Source organism: Stappia sp. MMSF_3263, from assembly GCF_030733745.1.
Taxonomy (GTDB): domain Bacteria; phylum Pseudomonadota; class Alphaproteobacteria; order Rhizobiales; family Stappiaceae; genus Stappia.
Genome location: NZ_JASHIK010000025.1, coordinates 15,387 through 31,682, shown reverse-complemented (window position 1 = coordinate 31,682; position 16,296 = coordinate 15,387). Strand labels below are relative to the sequence as shown.

At 67.5% G+C, this 16,296-nt stretch carries 17 protein-coding genes; 7 read left to right on the top strand and 10 right to left on the bottom strand.

Going from position 1 to position 16,296, the window contains the following annotated elements; all coding sequences use genetic code 11:
• Positions 1 to 157: 157 nt before the first annotated feature.
• From RBB46_RS20465 to RBB46_RS20455, 3 genes are read right to left on the bottom strand one after another with little or no spacing between them, the layout of a single operon-like run.
• On the bottom strand, positions 158 to 556 hold the full coding sequence (locus RBB46_RS20465) for a response regulator (protein WP_306030897.1): 399 nt from the start codon (positions 554 to 556) through the stop codon (positions 158 to 160).
• Between the two features lie 15 nt (positions 557 to 571).
• Positions 572 to 1,126, bottom strand: a complete 555-nt coding sequence (gene hpt, locus RBB46_RS20460) for a hypoxanthine phosphoribosyltransferase (RefSeq protein WP_306030896.1) — start codon at positions 1,124 to 1,126, stop codon at positions 572 to 574.
• Positions 1,119 to 2,096, bottom strand: coding sequence for an MJ0042-type zinc finger domain-containing protein (locus RBB46_RS20455; protein ID WP_306030895.1), 978 nt, complete (start codon positions 2,094 to 2,096; stop codon positions 1,119 to 1,121). Before RBB46_RS20455 ends, hpt begins: the two co-directional genes overlap by 8 nt.
• A 246-nt stretch (positions 2,097 to 2,342) precedes the next feature.
• On the opposite strand from RBB46_RS20455, the gene ftsE reads away from it, so the two are divergent.
• Positions 2,343 to 3,002 carry a cell division ATP-binding protein FtsE gene (ftsE, locus tag RBB46_RS20450; protein ID WP_306030894.1) on the top strand — a complete coding sequence of 220 codons (660 nt, stop codon included), beginning with the start codon at positions 2,343 to 2,345 and terminating at the stop codon, positions 3,000 to 3,002.
• On the top strand, positions 2,995 to 4,089 hold the full coding sequence (locus tag RBB46_RS20445; RefSeq protein ID WP_306030893.1) for an ABC transporter permease: 1,095 nt from the start codon (positions 2,995 to 2,997) through the stop codon (positions 4,087 to 4,089). The genes ftsE and RBB46_RS20445 overlap by 8 nt, the downstream gene beginning before the upstream one ends.
• A 142-nt stretch (positions 4,090 to 4,231) precedes the next feature.
• On the opposite strand, the gene rplS is transcribed toward RBB46_RS20445, so the two are convergent.
• Together rplS and trmD are read right to left on the bottom strand one after the other, a co-directional pair.
• On the bottom strand, positions 4,232 to 4,705 hold the full coding sequence (rplS, locus tag RBB46_RS20440) for a 50S ribosomal protein L19 (protein WP_306030892.1): 474 nt from the start codon (positions 4,703 to 4,705) through the stop codon (positions 4,232 to 4,234).
• A 298-nt stretch (positions 4,706 to 5,003) separates the two neighbouring features.
• On the bottom strand, positions 5,004 to 5,711 hold the full coding sequence (gene trmD, locus RBB46_RS20435; RefSeq protein WP_306030891.1) for a tRNA (guanosine(37)-N1)-methyltransferase TrmD: 708 nt from the start codon (positions 5,709 to 5,711) through the stop codon (positions 5,004 to 5,006).
• Positions 5,712 to 5,799: 88 nt separating this feature from the next.
• On the opposite strand from trmD, the gene RBB46_RS20430 reads away from it, so the two are divergent.
• A complete protein-coding gene (locus tag RBB46_RS20430) occupies positions 5,800 to 6,339 on the top strand; it encodes an antibiotic resistance protein VanZ (RefSeq protein ID WP_306030890.1) in 540 nt (179 codons plus the stop codon).
• Here the strand turns inward: RBB46_RS20430 and rimM are convergent.
• The 4 genes from rimM to ffh form a co-directional block, all read right to left on the bottom strand.
• Positions 6,303 to 6,836 carry a ribosome maturation factor RimM gene (gene rimM / locus RBB46_RS20425; RefSeq protein WP_306030889.1) on the bottom strand — a complete coding sequence of 178 codons (534 nt, stop codon included), beginning with the start codon at positions 6,834 to 6,836 and terminating at the stop codon, positions 6,303 to 6,305. The genes RBB46_RS20430 and rimM overlap by 37 nt on opposite strands.
• A 140-nt stretch (positions 6,837 to 6,976) precedes the next feature.
• Complete coding sequence (gene rpsP, locus RBB46_RS20420) at positions 6,977 to 7,387, bottom strand: 30S ribosomal protein S16 (protein ID WP_306030888.1); 411 nt, start codon at positions 7,385 to 7,387, stop codon at positions 6,977 to 6,979.
• 30 nt (positions 7,388 to 7,417) lie between these two features.
• Complete coding sequence (locus tag RBB46_RS20415; RefSeq protein WP_306030935.1) at positions 7,418 to 7,690, bottom strand: chorismate mutase; 273 nt, start codon at positions 7,688 to 7,690, stop codon at positions 7,418 to 7,420.
• 41 nt (positions 7,691 to 7,731) lie between these two features.
• Positions 7,732 to 9,270 (bottom strand): signal recognition particle protein, encoded by a 1,539-nt coding sequence (gene ffh / locus RBB46_RS20410; RefSeq protein WP_306030887.1) that lies wholly within the window; start codon positions 9,268 to 9,270, stop codon positions 7,732 to 7,734.
• Positions 9,271 to 9,703: 433 nt separating this feature from the next.
• On the opposite strand from ffh, the gene RBB46_RS20405 reads away from it, so the two are divergent.
• A complete protein-coding gene (locus RBB46_RS20405) occupies positions 9,704 to 11,146 on the top strand; it encodes a TrkH family potassium uptake protein (protein WP_306030886.1) in 1,443 nt (480 codons plus the stop codon).
• A gap of 15 nt (positions 11,147 to 11,161) precedes the next feature.
• On the opposite strand, the gene RBB46_RS20400 is transcribed toward RBB46_RS20405, so the two are convergent.
• Entirely contained in the window at positions 11,162 to 11,875 is a 714-nt protein-coding gene (locus RBB46_RS20400) for a YggS family pyridoxal phosphate-dependent enzyme (RefSeq protein ID WP_306030885.1), read from the bottom strand.
• A 196-nt stretch (positions 11,876 to 12,071) separates the two neighbouring features.
• Between RBB46_RS20400 and leuS the strand changes: the two genes are divergently transcribed.
• Genes leuS through holA form a run of 3 tightly spaced genes read left to right on the top strand, consistent with a single transcriptional unit; the run spans position 12,072 to position 16,287 of the window.
• On the top strand, positions 12,072 to 14,681 hold the full coding sequence (gene leuS, locus RBB46_RS20395; protein ID WP_306030884.1) for a leucine--tRNA ligase: 2,610 nt from the start codon (positions 12,072 to 12,074) through the stop codon (positions 14,679 to 14,681).
• The gene (gene lptE / locus RBB46_RS20390; RefSeq protein ID WP_306030883.1) at positions 14,668 to 15,240 is read left to right on the top strand and encodes an LPS assembly lipoprotein LptE; all 573 of its coding nucleotides are present in this window, start codon (positions 14,668 to 14,670) and stop codon (positions 15,238 to 15,240) included. The genes leuS and lptE overlap by 14 nt, the downstream gene beginning before the upstream one ends.
• 3 nt (positions 15,241 to 15,243) lie before the next feature.
• Positions 15,244 to 16,287 carry a DNA polymerase III subunit delta gene (holA, locus tag RBB46_RS20385; RefSeq protein WP_306030882.1) on the top strand — a complete coding sequence of 348 codons (1,044 nt, stop codon included), beginning with the start codon at positions 15,244 to 15,246 and terminating at the stop codon, positions 16,285 to 16,287.
• Positions 16,288 to 16,296 lie beyond the last annotated feature (9 nt).

Below are 16,296 nucleotides of genomic sequence, written 5' to 3'. Positions count from 1 at the left end.
GGGGCGGGCTTAGTGCCGTTGCCGGGCCCGCAAAAGCAAAACCCGGCCTGTGCGAAGGCCGGGTCTTGACGACAGCTGTAACGATCAGCCGGAATATGGAAGATCGTGCGTCGCGCCGGGGCGCGGTCGCCCGCCTGCGCACCAATGCCGGCCGCCGTCAGGCGTAGCGCCGGCGGGTTTCCTCGCGGCAGATGCCGAGCAGCGCATCGCTGACCGCCCTGCGGATCTCGGCCAGCGAGAATGGCTTGGTCACGACGTCGTGGATCAGCGCGTCGAGCCCGTTGGCGCGTTCGCGCTGGTCGGCAAAGCCCGTCATCAGCAGGATCGGCACCTGCGGATAGTCCCGCGCGGCGATCAGGGCGAAGGCGATGCCGTCCATGACGGGCATCTTGATGTCCGACAGGATGAGGTCGAAGGCCCCCTTTTCCTGGACGAGCGTTTCCGCGGCCGCGGCGCCGTCCTCCTGGGCGACCACCGTGTGGCCGTCCAGTTCCAGGGCACGCTTGACGAAGCTGCGAACCGCCTCATCGTCCTCGGCAATCAGAATATGGGCCATGTCCCACTCCGTTTTTCAAACAGTCGCCGGGGCCGGCGCATCCTGGACGACGTAGCCGATATACGGGAGCTGGCGCCATTTGTGGCCCATGTCCATCCCGTATCCGACCACGAACTTGTCCGGACAGTCGAATCCGACATAGTCCGCCGAAATGGCGGATTTGCGGCGCATCGGCTTGTCGAGCAAGGCCGCGATGCGCACCGATCCTGCGCCGCGCTCAGTGAGTCGGTCTCGTGCGAAAGCTAACGTTCTGCCACTTTCCAGTATGTCATCCACGAGAATCACATCCCGTCCCGCGACATCGCTCTCCACATCGCGCAGAACCCGGATTTCCCTTGACTCCGTGCCGGAGCCGTAGCTGGACAGATGGATGAACTCCATCTCCGGGCGCAGGCCGACCCTGTGCATGGCGCGCACCAGGTCGGCGGCGAACATGAAGCTGCCCTTCAGCACCGCGACGACAAGCAGGCGCTGCGGGCTCGACCCGGCGATTTCGCGGGCGATCTCGCCGACCCTTGCGGCAATCGCCTCTTCGTCGATCAGGGTGCGGATTTCGGCGTCGTCACTCATTCACTCTGGCCTGCTGTTCTCCGCGCTCGACAAAGCGCACCTGGATGTCGGCCGCCGGGTCGGGCGGAGCCGACAGGCGGGTTCGGAACCGTGTCGTGCCACCGACATCGAGCCGGCGCAAGCGCGGCTCCATGATCCAGGCATAGATTTCCTGGGCGTCCTCGCTGCGCAGCGCCAGCCTGACCGCCGGCACATGCATCGGCTGGCGGCTGATATTCTCGATCGTGCCCTCGATCACGAGAACGATGGTGCCGTCCTCGATCTCGCGGAAGGTGCGCAGGTCGCGGAACTCCAGGCCGCGCAGGTTCACGTCGAGCCCGGCCAGCGTGAAAAGGCCGGCGAGGTCGGGCATCCGCGCCACGATCGGCGTTCGAAACGTCACCGCGAAGGCGCAAAGCGCGATCGCGCCAAAAAACATCATCGCGCCAACGACGCGTTGCGGACGGACGCGCCGCGCCCGCTGGCCGAGCTTGTCAAGGACCCGCCTCAGCACCGGCTCGGGCGGCTTGGTTTTCACCTGGATCTTGGGTTTGCGGGCCAGACTTTCAATATCGACAGGGGTTTTCTTGGTCTCGGCGTCGCGCTCGTCCGCCGCCTCGTCGAAGGGCATCAGGTCCTGGCCGAAAGTCTCGTCGGCGCCCTGCGTGTCGGTGTCTTCCGCACTGCCGACCGCGCCTGCATCCGCGTCCCCGCCACCGTCCTCATCCATCGCCTCGTCGCCGGCAAAACCGTCAAGGTCGTCGTCGCCGGCGGTCGCCATGGCGCCAACGCTCTGGGCGGCGAGAACCTCGACCTCCGCCTCGGCTTCCGCTTCGTCGGGCACTTCGGTCTCGATGGAAGTCGTGTCCGGCTCGGCACTGGCATGCCAGCGCGTGCCGCAGCGGGCGCATTTCACGCTACGCCCGTCCGGTCCCAGCGCGGCGGCGCTGACCCGGTAGGCAGTCGAACAGTCCGGACAGGTTATCATCATTGTGGAAGAGGCCTCGTCTTGCCCACAAAACCTCCGGCTTGGCGTGGCATGCTTGCCGCCATGGATACCGGACCGGGAAAGGGTCAAGTATTGGCCATGGTCCGTAAACATGCTGCAAACGGCGGCGCGTTTCCCGCGTCGCCGACCGCACACGGATCGTCACGACCTCATCACGCCCCGATATCGTTAATGAAGCGTTAATGGCGAGGCGATAGTGTCGGGACAATGTGTTAACGAGAGGTTGCCGTGATCCGATTCGAAAATGTCGGTCTGCGCTACGGCATGGGCCCGGAGGTCCTGCGCGACCTGACCTTCGAGATCAGGCCGCAGTCCTTCCAGTTCCTGACCGGCCCGTCGGGCGCAGGCAAGACCAGCCTGATGCGTCTCCTGTTCCTGTCGCTGGCGCCGACGCGCGGGCTCGTCCGGGCGTTCGGCAAGGACACGTCGGCGCTGAAGAAGAGCCAGATCCCTGCCTTGCGCCGGCGGATCGGCATCGTCTTCCAGGATTTCCGCCTGCTGGACCATCTGACCACCTACGAGAATGTCGCGCTGCCGCTCAGGGTCGTCGGCCAGGAGGAAAGCCAGTATCGTTCCGATGTGGTGGAGCTGCTCAAGTGGGTGGGCCTTGGCGAGCGCATGCATGTCCTGCCGCCGGTGCTGTCGGGCGGGGAGAAGCAGCGCGCGGCCATCGCGCGCGCGCTGATCACCCGGCCGGAACTGCTGCTTGCCGACGAGCCGACGGGCAATGTCGATCCGCCGCTGGCGCGCCGGCTGCTGCGCCTGTTCATCGAACTCAACCGGCTGGGGACCTCGGTGGTCATCGCGACGCATGATCTTGCCCTGATGGACCAGGTCGACGCGCGGCGCATGGAACTCGGCGAAGGACGGTTGCACATCCATGACTGACGGCAGGAGCGGAAAGGATCGTCCGGCGCGGCCCGGCGGTGGCGCGAAGCAGGGTCCGCGCCCGCAGCGCGAGGGGCGTGGCGGCAGGCCGGGAGCCAGCGCCGGAAGCGGCAAGGCGGGCGGTGCCGGCAGTGCCATGCGGGCACGGCTGCGCGGCAAGGCGAAGGCGCGCGGCGGGATGTCGGGCCTGCGCTCGCCGGCGCCGATCGTGCCCTCGCAGGCGGTTGCCGGGCGCGCGTTGACGCTTGTCGTCGCGATCATGAGCTTCCTTGCCTGCCTCACCGTTGGCGGCGTTGCCATCATCCACGAGGCGGCGAACGCCTGGTCGAACGACCTGCAGCGCGAGGTGACGATCCAGATCCGCCCGGCCGAGGGCGTCGACATGCTGCGCGAGATCGAGAAGGCGATCGCCGTGGCGCGGGAACAACCGGGGATCGGTGCCGTACGGGCGCTGTCGGACGAGGAAACCCGCGGCCTGCTTCAGCCCTGGCTGGGTGAGGGACTGGATCTTGCGACCCTGCCCGTTCCACGCCTGATCCAGGTCGAGATCGACGAGCCGTCACGGTTCGAACTCGGCGACCTGCGGGCGGCGGTTTCCGCCGTGGTGCGCGGCGCCAGCATCGACGATCACGGATCGTGGACCGACCGGCTCGCGGCGATGGCCGGCGCCGTTGTTTTCGGCGGCCTGGCGATCCTGTCGCTGGTGCTCGGGTCTATGGTGCTGTCGGTGGTCTTCGCCACCCGCGCCGCGATGGCGGGCAACCGGGACGTTGTGGAGGTGCTGCATTTCGTCGGTGCCGAGGACAGTTTCGTCGCCCGCGAGTTCCAGCGCCACTTCCTGCTGCTCGGCCTGCAGGGCGGCCTTGCTGGCGGGGTGGGCGCCTGCCTCGTCTTCGTCGTGCTCGGCTTTCTCGCCGACGACCGCACCGGCCTGCAGGGGCTTGCCCGGGCGATGGACATGTTCGGCGGCGTGTCGGTCGGCGTCGCCGGCTATCTCGGCGTGCTGGCGGTGATCTTCCTGGTCACGGTGCTGACCGCGGCAACGTCGCGCCTTGCCGTGCGGGCCCATCTGCGCCGGATCGAATAGGCGCCGGCCGGCTGGCTCCTGGCCGCGACATCCCCGCCGTGAAACCGAAACAGGCAGCCTAGAAACGAAAACGGCCCCGGACGCGATGTCCGGGGCCGTTTCGTTGACACCTGGCGCTGCCGTGCGGCGGCGCCTTGCAATCTTATTCGGCGGAAGCGGCGTCGGCGGCGGCCTTGGCCTCGGCGCGCTCGGCTTCCTTGGCGGCCTTGACGGCGGCCAGGTCCGACTTGATCTCGTCGTTCAGGCGACGGGCGCGGACATTGGTGGCCTCGACGATACGGGCCGACTTGCCGCGACGCGTGCGCAGATAGTAGAGCTTGGCGCGACGGACCTTGCCGCGGCGGATCACGTCGACGCCTTCAAGCATCGGCGAGTAGACCGGGAACACACGCTCGACGCCTTCGCCGTAGGAGATCTTGCGGACGGTGAAGCTCTCGTTGATGCCGCCGCCGGCGCGGGCGATGCACACGCCCTCGTAGGCCTGCGTACGGGTCCGGTTGCCTTCCGTCACGCGCACGTTGACGCGGATCGTGTCGCCGGGAGAGAAGCTCGGCAGCTTGCGCGCGGCTTCGATCTTCGCCATTTCCTCGGCGTTCAGCTGTTCGATGATGTTCATGGCACTGCCTTTTTGGTTCGTGTCGGTCAGAGCGTCCGCTAACGGTCGAGCCGCAGGGGCGAATTCACCGCGTTTTTGGCCAGTCCGGAACGTGTCCGGTCGTGGAAATCCGGTTCGTGCACCGGTGTCGCCCGTCCGTTTTCCTGCTTCGCCCGGCAGGGCATGTGGCACGTCTGTGCAAAGGAAAAACGGCACGCGGCGCCAATTCGGCACCCGAGTGGCCGCTGCATAGCGCAAGCTGCCGGGTTTGTCATGCCCTTTTCGCGTTAAAACGCCCGATTTTGCGCGCATCCGGGGCTCAGGCGTCGTCCTCCCCGGTGAGATGGCGTCGCCAAAGATCGGGGCGTCGTTGCCTTGTCAGCTCCTCGGCCTCGGCCCGGCGCCAGCGGTCGATGCGGGCATGGTCGCCGGAGGTCAGGATTTCGGGGATCGACAGTCCCTCGAAGTCCCGGGGGCGGGTATAGTGCGGATGTTCCAGGAGACCGGTCTCGAAGCTTTCGAAGGCGCCGCTCTCGACATTGCCCATGACGCCGGGCAGCAGCCGCACAACGGCGTCGAGTAGGACCATTGCGGCGAGTTCCCCGCCGGATAGGACGTAGTCGCCGACCGAAACCTCTTCCAGGTTCCGGGTCTCGATCACCCGCTGGTCGACGCCCTCGAAGCGGCCGCAGACGATGATGGCGCCGGGCCCGCCGGCAAGCGTGCGCACGCGGGCCTGGTCGAGCGGGCGTCCGCGCGGGCTCATCAACAGTCGCGGGCGCGTGTCGCCTTCGGGCGTGGCCGCGTCGATGGCGCTCGCCAGGATGTCGGCGCGCAGCACCATGCCGGCACCGCCGCCGGCGGGCGTGTCGTCGACCGAACGATGCCTGTCCGTGGCGTGGTCGCGGATCTGGCGGGCCTCGAGCGACCAGTCGCCGCGTTCCAGCGCCCGCCCGGCGAGCGAGGCGCCGAGCGGCCCGGGAAACATGTCCGGATAGAGGCTGAGAATGGTGGCGGCAAAGCTCATGGCAGGTCCGGTCCTGGATGGCGGCAGGGCGCGCGGCTCGGCGTTCGCCGCAAGCCTTGCTTAACGGTTTGCCTTCTAGAAAGGACGTATGTCACTGAAACCCTCCATGTCCGGATCCCTGTCGCGACTGGTCGAGGCGCTGCGCCAGACCGTGGAGCGGCACTATCTCGACCTGTCTTTCAGCCGGGTCGCGCCGCTGGCCTTGCTGCTTGCCTATGGCATCGCCGTCGGCCTGGTGTTCAACACCGGCATCGATCACCCCTGGGACAAGCTGCAGCATCTGGTGTTCTTCGGGCTGCTGACCCTGGCGGTCCATGCGTTCTTCTGTTGCCGCTTGCGCATTTCCGCCGGCGTCGCCAGCCTTGCCGGCATCGGCGGGGAGGCGGTCCAGGCCCTGACGCCGCATCACCATGCCTCGCTCGGCGATGTCGCCGCCAACACGATCGGCGTCGCTCTGGTCGTCGCCGCCATCGTGCTGATCCGCTCCGAAACGCGCGCGGCACTCGCGGAGAAGGCAATCGAGGGTGACGATTTCCTGTCCTCGGCCGTGCCCGCGCCCTTGCCGCTCCCTGTTTCGGTCTCCGGGCGGGATCAGGCCCCGGCCTCGCCGGACTCCTCGTCGGCGTGATCCTCCGGCGGCACGATTGTCACCTCGCCTGAGCTAATGTCGATCCGCGGCACCGCCTCGCGGGTGAAGGGCACGTAGAAGGAGGACGCCCCGGCGGGGCGGATCTCGACCAGTGTGCCGGCACCGAAATCGGGCAGCGCCACGATCGTTCCAAGCAGCTCACCGTCGCTCGCCACCGCCTTCAGGCCAAGCAGGTCGGCATGGTAGAACTCGTCATCGTCATCGAGTTCGGGAAGCGCCTGGCGGGCGACATAGAGGTCGGTTCCGTTCAGCGCCTCGGCGGCGTTGCGGTCGTTCACGCCCTCGAACCGCGTCACCACCATCGACTTCTGCAGCCTGGCGGAGGCAACGGTGAGTTCGCGCTTGCCGTCCGCCGTCTGCAGCGGGCCGTAATCGGCGAAGGATAGGGGATCGTCGCCGAAGGGCTTGACCCGGACCTCGCCGCGAATGCCGTGGGCGGCGCCGATACGGGCGATGAGGATGCGATCTGTCGTCACGCGCGACCTCCTGGCGTTTTGCCTTGCCCGCAACCGCGGTATCGGTGGCTGCAAAGCAATGCGGGACCCGCGCGGTTCGCGCGGGTCCCTGTCAGTCACTCAACCCGGGTGTCGCCCGGAGGCATTCCACCGGTGTCGGCTTACTCGGCCGAAGCTTCCTCGGCGGGAGCCTCGGCACCGGCGGAAGCTGCCTCGGCGGCAGCGGCGGCGGCGTCCTCGGCAGCCTGGAGCTTCTCGGCGAGACGCTCCTTGGCCTTCTGGCCGGGCTCGGCCTTGTTCGGGTTGTTGCGGGCTTCGCGGGTCATCAGGCCGGCGGCATCGAGGAAGCGCAGGACGCGATCGCTCGGCTTGGCGCCGTGGCTGAGCCAATGCTGGATGCGCTCGGCATCGAGCACGACGCGATCGGCATTGTCCTTCGGCAGCATCGGGTTGTAGCTGCCGACCTTCTCGACGAAGCGGCCGTCGCGCGGCGAGCGCACGTCGGCGACGACGATCCGGTAGAACGGACGCTTCTTGGCGCCACCGCGGGCAAGACGAATTTTCAAAGCCATGTCTATGGTCTCCTGTACTGCGCGCCGCGTTCAGCGGCGAATGGCTTCATGGTGGCGGATCACTTCCCTGACGATGAAGTTCAGGAACTTTTCCGCGAAATCGGGATCAAGGTTTGCGTCCCTGGCAAGTGCGCGCAGGCGCGCGATCTGCCGTTCCTCGCGCGCCGGATCGGCGGGCGGAAGATCGTGTTGGGCCTTCAGCACACCGACTTTCTGGGTGCACTTGAACCGTTCGGCGAGCATATGGACCAGCGCCGCGTCGATATTGTCGATGGAGCCGCGCAGGCGGATGAGCTCGTCCATTGCGGCCGAGGCCGGGCCGAGGATCTGGTCGGCGCTGTCGGTCACTTCTTTTTCCCCCGTCCCATGCCCGGCATGCCGCCGAGGCCCGGAAGGCGCGGGCCGCCCAGTCCGCCAAGCCCGCCCGGCAGGCCGGGCATCTGCCCCGGCATCTGGCCCGGCAGGCCGCCGGGCAACTGACCCGACTGGGCCATGCGCTCGAGTTCCTTCGGGTCGATGTTCGGCATGCCGCCGCCGGCGCCGGGCATGCCGAGGCCGCCCATCATCTTGCCGAGCATGCCCTTGCCCTTGCCCATCTGCTTCATCATGTCGGCCATCTGCCGGTGCATCTTGAGCAGCTTGTTGACGTCGGCGACATCGACGCCGGAGCCCGTGGCGATGCGCTTCTTGCGGCTGGCCTTGAGCAGGTCGGGCTTGCGCCGCTCCTGCGGTGTCATCGACTGGATGATGGCGACCTGTCGCTTGATCACCCGGTCGTCGATATTGGCGCCGTCGAGCTGCTTCTTGAGCTTGCCGACGCCGGGCATCATGCCCATGATTCCGGACATGCCGCCGAGCTTTTCCATCTGGCGGAGCTGTTCGGCCAGATCCTCCAGGTCGAAATTGCCCTTCTGCATGCGGGCGGCCATCTTGGCCGCCTTTTCCTGGTCGATCTCGCGGGCGGCCTTCTCGACCAGCGAGACGATGTCGCCCATGCCCAGGATGCGGTCGGCGATACGCGAGGGGTGGAATTCCTCGAGCGCGTCGGCCTTCTCGCCGGTGCCCACCAGCTTGACCGGCTTGCCGGTGACGGCGCGCATCGACAGGGCGGCGCCGCCGCGCCCGTCGCCGTCCATTCGTGTCAGCACGATGCCGGTGATGCCGACACGCTCGTCGAAGGAGGTGGCGAGGTTGACCGCGTCCTGGCCGGTGAGACTGTCGGCGACGAGCAGGATCTCGTGCGGCGTAGCCGCCGACCTGATCTCCGCCATCTCGACCATCAAGGGCTCGTCGATATGGGTGCGGCCGGCGGTGTCGAGCATCACCACGTCGTAGCCACCGAGCCGCGCCGCGGTCATCGCGCGGCTGGCGATCTGCACCGGCGTCTGGCCGGCGACGATCGGCAGCGTGTCGATGCCGGTCTGCTCGCCGAGCACCTTGAGCTGTTCCTGGGCGGCCGGACGACGGGTGTCGAGCGAGGCCATCAGGACCTTGCGCTTGTCGTTCCTGGTCAGTCGCAGGGCGATCTTGCCGGTCGAGGTCGTCTTGCCCGAACCCTGCAGGCCGACCATCATGATGGCGACCGGGGCGGGCGCGTTGAGGTCGATCGGTTCCGCTTCGCTGCCGAGCATCTCGACAAGCTGGTCGTGAACGATCTTGACGACCTGCTGGCCGGGGGTGACCGACTTCAGCACTTCCTGACCGACGGCGCGGTTGCGCACCTTGTCGGTGAAGGACTTGACGACGGGAAGCGCCACGTCGGCCTCGATCAGGGCCCGGCGCACCTCGCGCAGAGCTTCGGAGACGTCAGCCTCCGACAGCGCGCCGCGCCGCGTCAGCTTGTCGAGAATGCCACTGAGGCGATCTGACAGACTTTCGAACATGCCGTGGTCCCTTGATCCCTGGACACCGCCGCCATGGCGATGCCGTTTCCCCTGAAATGGTGCCGGAACGCGATCGCGCAAAGCGGTTTTGCACCCGAGGGCGCAACGCGCTGTCGGGTGTGAACCTCCGGGATCTCTTTACACCTTTACGGGTCCCGGTCGGCGGATGGTCGTTTCGTAACTCTTTCGGAGTTGCCAGCGGCATAGTCGAAAACGGTGCACAAAGTCAAGGATCGCCCGCCGTCTTTCGCCTGATGCGCGCGGCGGGAAACCCTGCCCGGCATATCAGGCCCTTGAAATCGAGCGCAAAAGGGAGAAGATGCGGCCTCCGGCAAGCCGGCCGCGCCCTTGCGAAGGCCCGTGGCGGCACGGGTGCGCCCCCGCCCTTCCCGACAAGGGACATTCCAACACGCCGGAACCAGGACGCCGTGACATGGACCTCCGAGCCGTTGCGCTGCCGATCGGCCGCCTGCTGATCCTGATCTCGCTGTTCATGACCATTCCAGCCGCCGTCGACCTGGTCGCCGGCAATCCGGACTGGATCGTCTTTCTCGCCTCGGCCCTTGTCACGGGGTGCATCGGCTGCGTGGCGACCGCCGCATTCCTGCGCTCCGCCAGCCGGTTCAACACGCGCGAGACGCTTGTCTTCGTCAATGCGGCCTGGATCGTCTTCGGGCTGGCCGGCGCGTTGCCGCTGTGGCTGAGCGGGTTGAAGATTTCCTTCGTCGATGCCGTGTTCGAGGCGATTTCCGGCCTGACGACGACCGGCGCGACGGTGCTCACCGGGCTCGACGCGATGCCGCCCGGCATCCTGCTGTGGCGATCGCTGCTGCAATGGATCGGCGGCATCGGCATCGTCGTGCTCGGCATCTGGCTGCTGCCGGGGCTGAGGGCCGGCGGCTCGCAGCTCTTCTCGATCGAATCCTCGGAGACCTCGTCGAAGCCCTATGGCCGGTTCGAACCCTTCATGGTGCGGCTGCTGCTGCTCTACGGGGTGCTGACCTGCGCCAGCACGCTGCTCTACTATCTGGCCGGGATGACCTTCTTCCAGGCGGTGAACCATTCCCTCACCACCGTCTCGACCGGCGGCTTCTCGACCTCCGACAGCTCGCTCGGACAGTTCGACGACCTTGCGATCTACTGGATCGCCATCGTCTTCATGATGCTGTCGAGCCTGCCCTTCCTGTTCCTCATCACCCTGGTCGAACGGCGGGTGTGGCGCGATGCCCAGCAGGTGTTCTTCTTCCTGCGCCTCGTCATCGCCTTCAGCCTGTGCGCCTTTGTCGCGCTGCACCTGCACGACACCGGCATGCCCTTCCACCACCTCACCTTGTCGGTGTTCCACGTTGTCTCGGTAGTGACGACGACCGGCTATGCCGCCGACGACTACCTGCAATGGGGCAACCTGGCGATCGTCCTGTTCTTCCTGCTGACGTTCCTGGGCGGCTGCAGCGGCTCGACCTCCGGCGGCTTCAAGGCTTTCCGGATGCTGCTGCTGATCTCCTATATCCGGGTGCTCCTGAAGGGCATGGTGCGCCCGCACCGGGTGGCGGAGGCACGTTATGGCGGCACGGCGGTGAGCGCCTCGGTGATCGAGGGCGTGCTGATCTTCGCCCTGCTCTACACGATGACGTTCGTCGGCTTCGCGCTCGTCTATGCGCTTGCCGGTCTCGACATCGAGACGGCGCTGAGCGCCTCGATCACCGCGCTTGCCAATGTCGGTCCGGGCGTCGGCGACGTCATCGGCCCGTCCGGCACGTTCCAGTCGCTGCCCGAGCTTGTGAAGGCGCTGCTGTCCGTGCAGATGGTGCTCGGCCGGCTGGAGATCCTGGCGGGGATCATCCTGCTGACCCCGGACTTCTGGAGCGAGCGCTAGTCTCGGCCTCAGGCGTCAGGGACGCGGGCGGGAGCCGAAGATCGCCGAGCCGACGCGCACATGGGTCGCGCCGAGGCGGACGGCGCTTTCGAAATCCGCGGACATGCCCATCGACAGACCGGCAAGACCATTTCGCGCGGCGATCTTCGCCAGCAGCGCGAAATGCGGGGCGGGGGTGTCTTCGGCCGGGGGGATGCACATCAGGCCGGCCACGTCGAGGCCGAGCTCGTCCCGGCAAAGGGCGATGAAATCGTCGGCCTCATGCGGCGCGATGCCGGCCTTTTGCGGTTCCTCGCCGGTGTTGACCTGGACGAAGAAGCGCAGCGCGCGGTCCTGCGCCAGGCATTCGGCGGCCAGCGCCCGGGCGATCTTTTCCCGGTCGAGCGTGTGGATAACGTCGAACAGGGCCACCGCATCCTTCGCCTTGTTCGATTGCAGCGGCCCGATCAGGTGAAGCTCGACATCGGGAAATTCCGTGCGCAAGCCCGGCCACTTGCCCTGCGCCTCCTGTACGCGGTTCTCGCCGAAGACCCGCTGGCCGGCGCAAAGCACCGGGCGGATTTCCTCGGCGTCAAACGTCTTGGAGACCGCGACAAGGGTGGTCGAGCCGGCCGGCCGGCCGGCGTCCTTCCCGGCCCGGGTGACCGTCTCGCGGATGTCGGCAAGACGCGCGGCGGCATCGCTTTGGTTCGCCGCCGCCGGGGAGGGGGCGTTGTCGGTCGCGGACATGGGGTTCCTCGGGGGCTTGTGCTGCGGTCCTTCCCGATAGCCTTTTCCCGGGCGCGGGGGCAAGGGGGCCATGAGGTCCCCGTGCCGGCTGCAATGGCGCGGGCGGGATGCCTTGCAGGTTGACCGCAAGGCGGATTTCTGGTGACAGTCGCGCCACGTTATTCCTGCAATGGTCACGAGAAAAGCAATCACAATCATGGCGACGGAGCGCTACAACGCCCGCGAGGCGGAAAGCCGCTGGCAGAAGGTCTGGGACGAGACGGACGTCTTTGCGACACGCAACGAGGACCCCCGGCCGAAATACTATGTGCTCGAGATGTTTCCCTATCCTTCGGGCCGCATCCACATGGGTCACGTGCGCAACTACGCGATGGGCGATGTCGTTGCGCGCTACAAGCGCGCCCGCGGCTTCAACGTACTGCATCCGATGGGCTGGGACGCCTTCGGCATGCCGGCGGAGAACGCGGCCATGCAGAACAAGGTGCATCCGCGCGACTGGACCTACCAGAACATCGCGACGATGCGCGGCCAGCTGAAGATCATGGGCCTGTCGCTCGACTGGGCGCGCGAGTTCGCGACCTGCGACGTCGAATATTACACCCAGCAGCAGCACCTGTTCCTCGACTTCCTGCAGGCGGGCCTGGCCTATCGCAAGAACTCCAAGGTCAACTGGGATCCGGTCGACATGACCGTGCTCGCCAACGAGCAGGTCATCGACGGCCGCGGCTGGCGGTCCGGCGCGCCGGTCGAGCAGCGCGAGCTCACCCAGTGGTTCTTCAAGATCTCCGACTGGTCGGAGGAACTGCTCACCGCCATCGACACGCTCGACCGCTGGCCGGACAAGGTCCGGCTGATGCAGAAGAACTGGATCGGCCGGTCCGAGGGCCTGCGCCTGCGCTTCGCCTTCTCCACCCCGGCACCGACCGGCGACACGGCGCTGGAGATCTTCACGACGCGGCCCGACACGCTGTTTGGCGCCTCCTTCATGGGCCTGTCGCCGGATCACCCGATCTCGCTGAAGCTTGCCGAAAGCAACCCGAAGCTTGCCGCCTTCATCGAGGAGTGCCGGCGCAAGGGCACCTCGGCGGAAGCCATCGAGACGGCGGAGAAGGTCGGTGTCGACACCGGCCTGACGGTGACGCATCCGCTCGACCCCTCGATCACGCTGCCGGTCTACGTCGCGAATTTCATCCTGATGGACTACGGCACGGGCGCGATCTTCGCCTGTCCGGCCCATGACCAGCGCGACCTAGACTTCGCCCGCAAGTACCATCTGCCGGTGCGCCCGGTGGTGCTGCCGGCGGGCGCCGATCCGGACACGTTCGAGATCCGCGGCGAGGCCTTTACGGATGACGGCACGATCTACAATTCGGACTTCATGAACGGATTGTCGATCGCGGACGCCAAGGAAGCGGTCGCCGCCCGGCTCGAGGCGACGATGCTCGACGGGCGCCCGCAGGCCGAGCGGCAGGTCAACTACCGCCTGCGCGACTGGGGCATCTCGCGCCAGCGCTATTGGGGCTGCCCGATCCCGGTCATCCATTGCGAGGATTGCGGCGTCGTGCCGGTGCCTGTCGCCGACCTGCCGGTGCAGTTGCCCGACGACATCGATTTCGACAAGCCGGGCAACCCGCTCGACCGTCATCCGACCTGGCGCAACGTCGCCTGCCCGGCTTGCGGCAAACCGGCGCGGCGCGAGACCGACACGATGGACACGTTCGTCGATTCGTCCTGGTATTTCGCCCGCTTCACCGACCCGAAGGCGGCGACGCCGACCGACAAGGCCGTGGCCGATGCCTGGCTGCCGGTCGACCAGTATATCGGCGGTATCGAGCACGCGATCCTGCACCTGCTCTATTCGCGCTTCTTCGCAAGGGCGATGAGCGTCACCGGGCATCTGGGCGTCAAGGAGCCATTCCGCGGCCTGTTCACGCAAGGCATGGTGACGCACGAGACCTACAAGGCGCCGGGCGGCGGCTGGGCCTCGCCTGCGGAAGTGCGCATCGAGGGCGACGGCGAGACGCGCAAGGCCTTCCTGCTGGAGGGCGGCGCGGAGGTCGCGATCGGCTCGATCGAGAAGATGTCGAAGTCGAAGAAGAACACTGTCGACCCCACCGACATCATCGAGACCTACGGCGCCGACACGGCGCGCTGGTTCATGCTCTCCGACAGCCCGCCGGAGCGCGACGTGCAGTGGACCGAGGATGGCGTGCAGGGCGCCTGGCGCTTCATGCAGCGTGTCTGGCGTCTTGTCGGGGATATCGCCGACGGCGTGCCGGAGACGGCGCGGCCGAACGCGTTCGGCGAGGCGGCGACCGCGCTGCGCCGGGCAACCCACAAGGCCTGCGCGAGCGTTTCCGCCGACATCGAGGGACTTTCCTTCAACCGCGCGGTGGCCCGCATCTACGAACTGGTCAACACGCTGTCCAAGGCACAGCAGGCCGGCGCCGGGGGTGACGACATGCACTTCGCCCTGCGCGAGGGCATCGGCTACCTGGTGCAGATGATGGCGCCGATGGCGCCGCATCTGGCCGAGGAATGCTGGACGGTGCTTGGCCGCGAGGGCCTGCTTGCCACCGCACCCTGGCCGACGGTCGAGGAGGGTCTGCTGGTCGAGGCGACCGTGACCCTGCCGGTGCAGGTCAACGGCAAGAAGCGGGCCGACCTGACGATCGCACGCGAGGCTTCCAAAGAAGAGGTCGAAGCGGCTACGCTCCAGCTCGAGGCCGTGCTGCGCGCGCTGGACGGCAAGCCTGCCCGCAAGATCATCGTTGTGCCGCAAAGGATCGTGAATGTCGTCGCCTGATCATCCGACATCGCAGCCCGCCACGCGGCGCGCGCTTCTCGTTCTCGCGCTCGGTGCGGCGCTTGCCGCCGGCGCCTGCCAGGTCCGCCCGCTTTACGGCTCGATCGGCGGGCCGTCCGGGACGTCTCCCGTCGCGCAGGAATTCGCGGCGATCGACATCGACACGGTCGAGGCCTCCTCGACGGAGACTCTCGAGCGTGTCGGCCAGGTGCTGCGCAACGAGCTGATCTTCGGTTTCCGGCGGGGCCGCGAAGCGGCGCCGCCGCGCTACCGGCTGAAGATCATCATCGACCGGCCCTTGAACGAGGTCGGCGTCGAACGGCTCGCGGACGTGCCCTCCGCCTATTCGGTGACGGTCAATGCGAGCTACGTGCTCAGCGAGATCGGCACCGGACGGACGGTGACCACCGGTCGCGCCTTCGGTTCGGCCTCCTTCGACTTCTCCAGCCAGCGCTTCGCCAACCTGCGCGCCGAGCGCGACGCGGAGGATCGGGCGGCGAAGGTGGTGGCCGGCAACATCCAGACGCGCCTGGCCGGCTTCTTCGCCTCGCAAGGCTGAACCATGGTCGCGCTGAAGGCCGGCGAGGTCGACCGTTTCATCGCCGAACCGCCGGCCGGCGTGGCCCTGGTGCTGGTCTTCGGGCCGGACACCGGCCTTGTGTCCGAGCGGGCCCGCATGCTGGTCGACAAGGCGTCGGGCGGCGTCGACGATCCCTTCTCCCTGGTGCGCCTCGACGCGGCGGACGTGGTTTCCGATCCGGCCCGGCTTATCGACGAGGCCTCGACGGTGCCGCTGTTCGGCGGCCGCCGCGTTGTCTGGCTGCGTGACGGGGCGGGCAAGAACCTGTCTCCGGCCGTCGACCCGCTGTTCGGCGAGGTCCGGGCCGAAAACGCGCTGGTGGTGATCGAGGCGGGCGACCTGAAGAAGGGCGTCGGCCTGCGCAAGAAGTTCGAGAACGACCGCTCGGCCGTCGCCATTGCCTGCTATGCCGACGAGGCGCGCGATCTCGAGCGGGTCATCGACGCGGAGCTGCGCGAGGCGGAGCTGAGCATCACGCGCGAGGCGCGGCAGGTGCTGATGGGGCTGCTTGGCGCCGACCGGCTGGCGAGCCGCGGCGAGGTGCGCAAGCTCTGCCTTTACGCGCTCGGGCGGGAGCGGATCGAGACCGCCGATGTCGAGGCGGTGATCGGCGATGCCTCCGCCTTTGCCGTCGACGAGTTGATCGATGCCGCGGCGCTGGGCGACCTGGCAACGCTCGATCACGGGCTGGAACGGCTCGAGGCCGGCGGCCAGCGCGCCGACATGATCGCCTCCGCCGCGCTGCGCCATTTCCAGTTTCTCGCCCGCGCCAGGGCCGAGGCCGATCGCGGCCTGTCGGCGGCGCGGGTCATCGAGCAGGCCCGTCCGCCGGTCTTCTACAAGCGACGCGACGCGGTCATCCGCCAGGTGTCGCTGTGGTCGGGCGAGGATCTTGCCAGGGCCGGGGAGCGGCTTGGCGGAGCGGTCGCCTCGGCGCGCAAGGCCCCGGCGCTGGCCACAGCCCTTGTCGGCGACGTGCTGCTGACGCTGGGGCGCGTGGCGCGCGCGCGCCAGCAGCGCCGCTGACCGGATCTT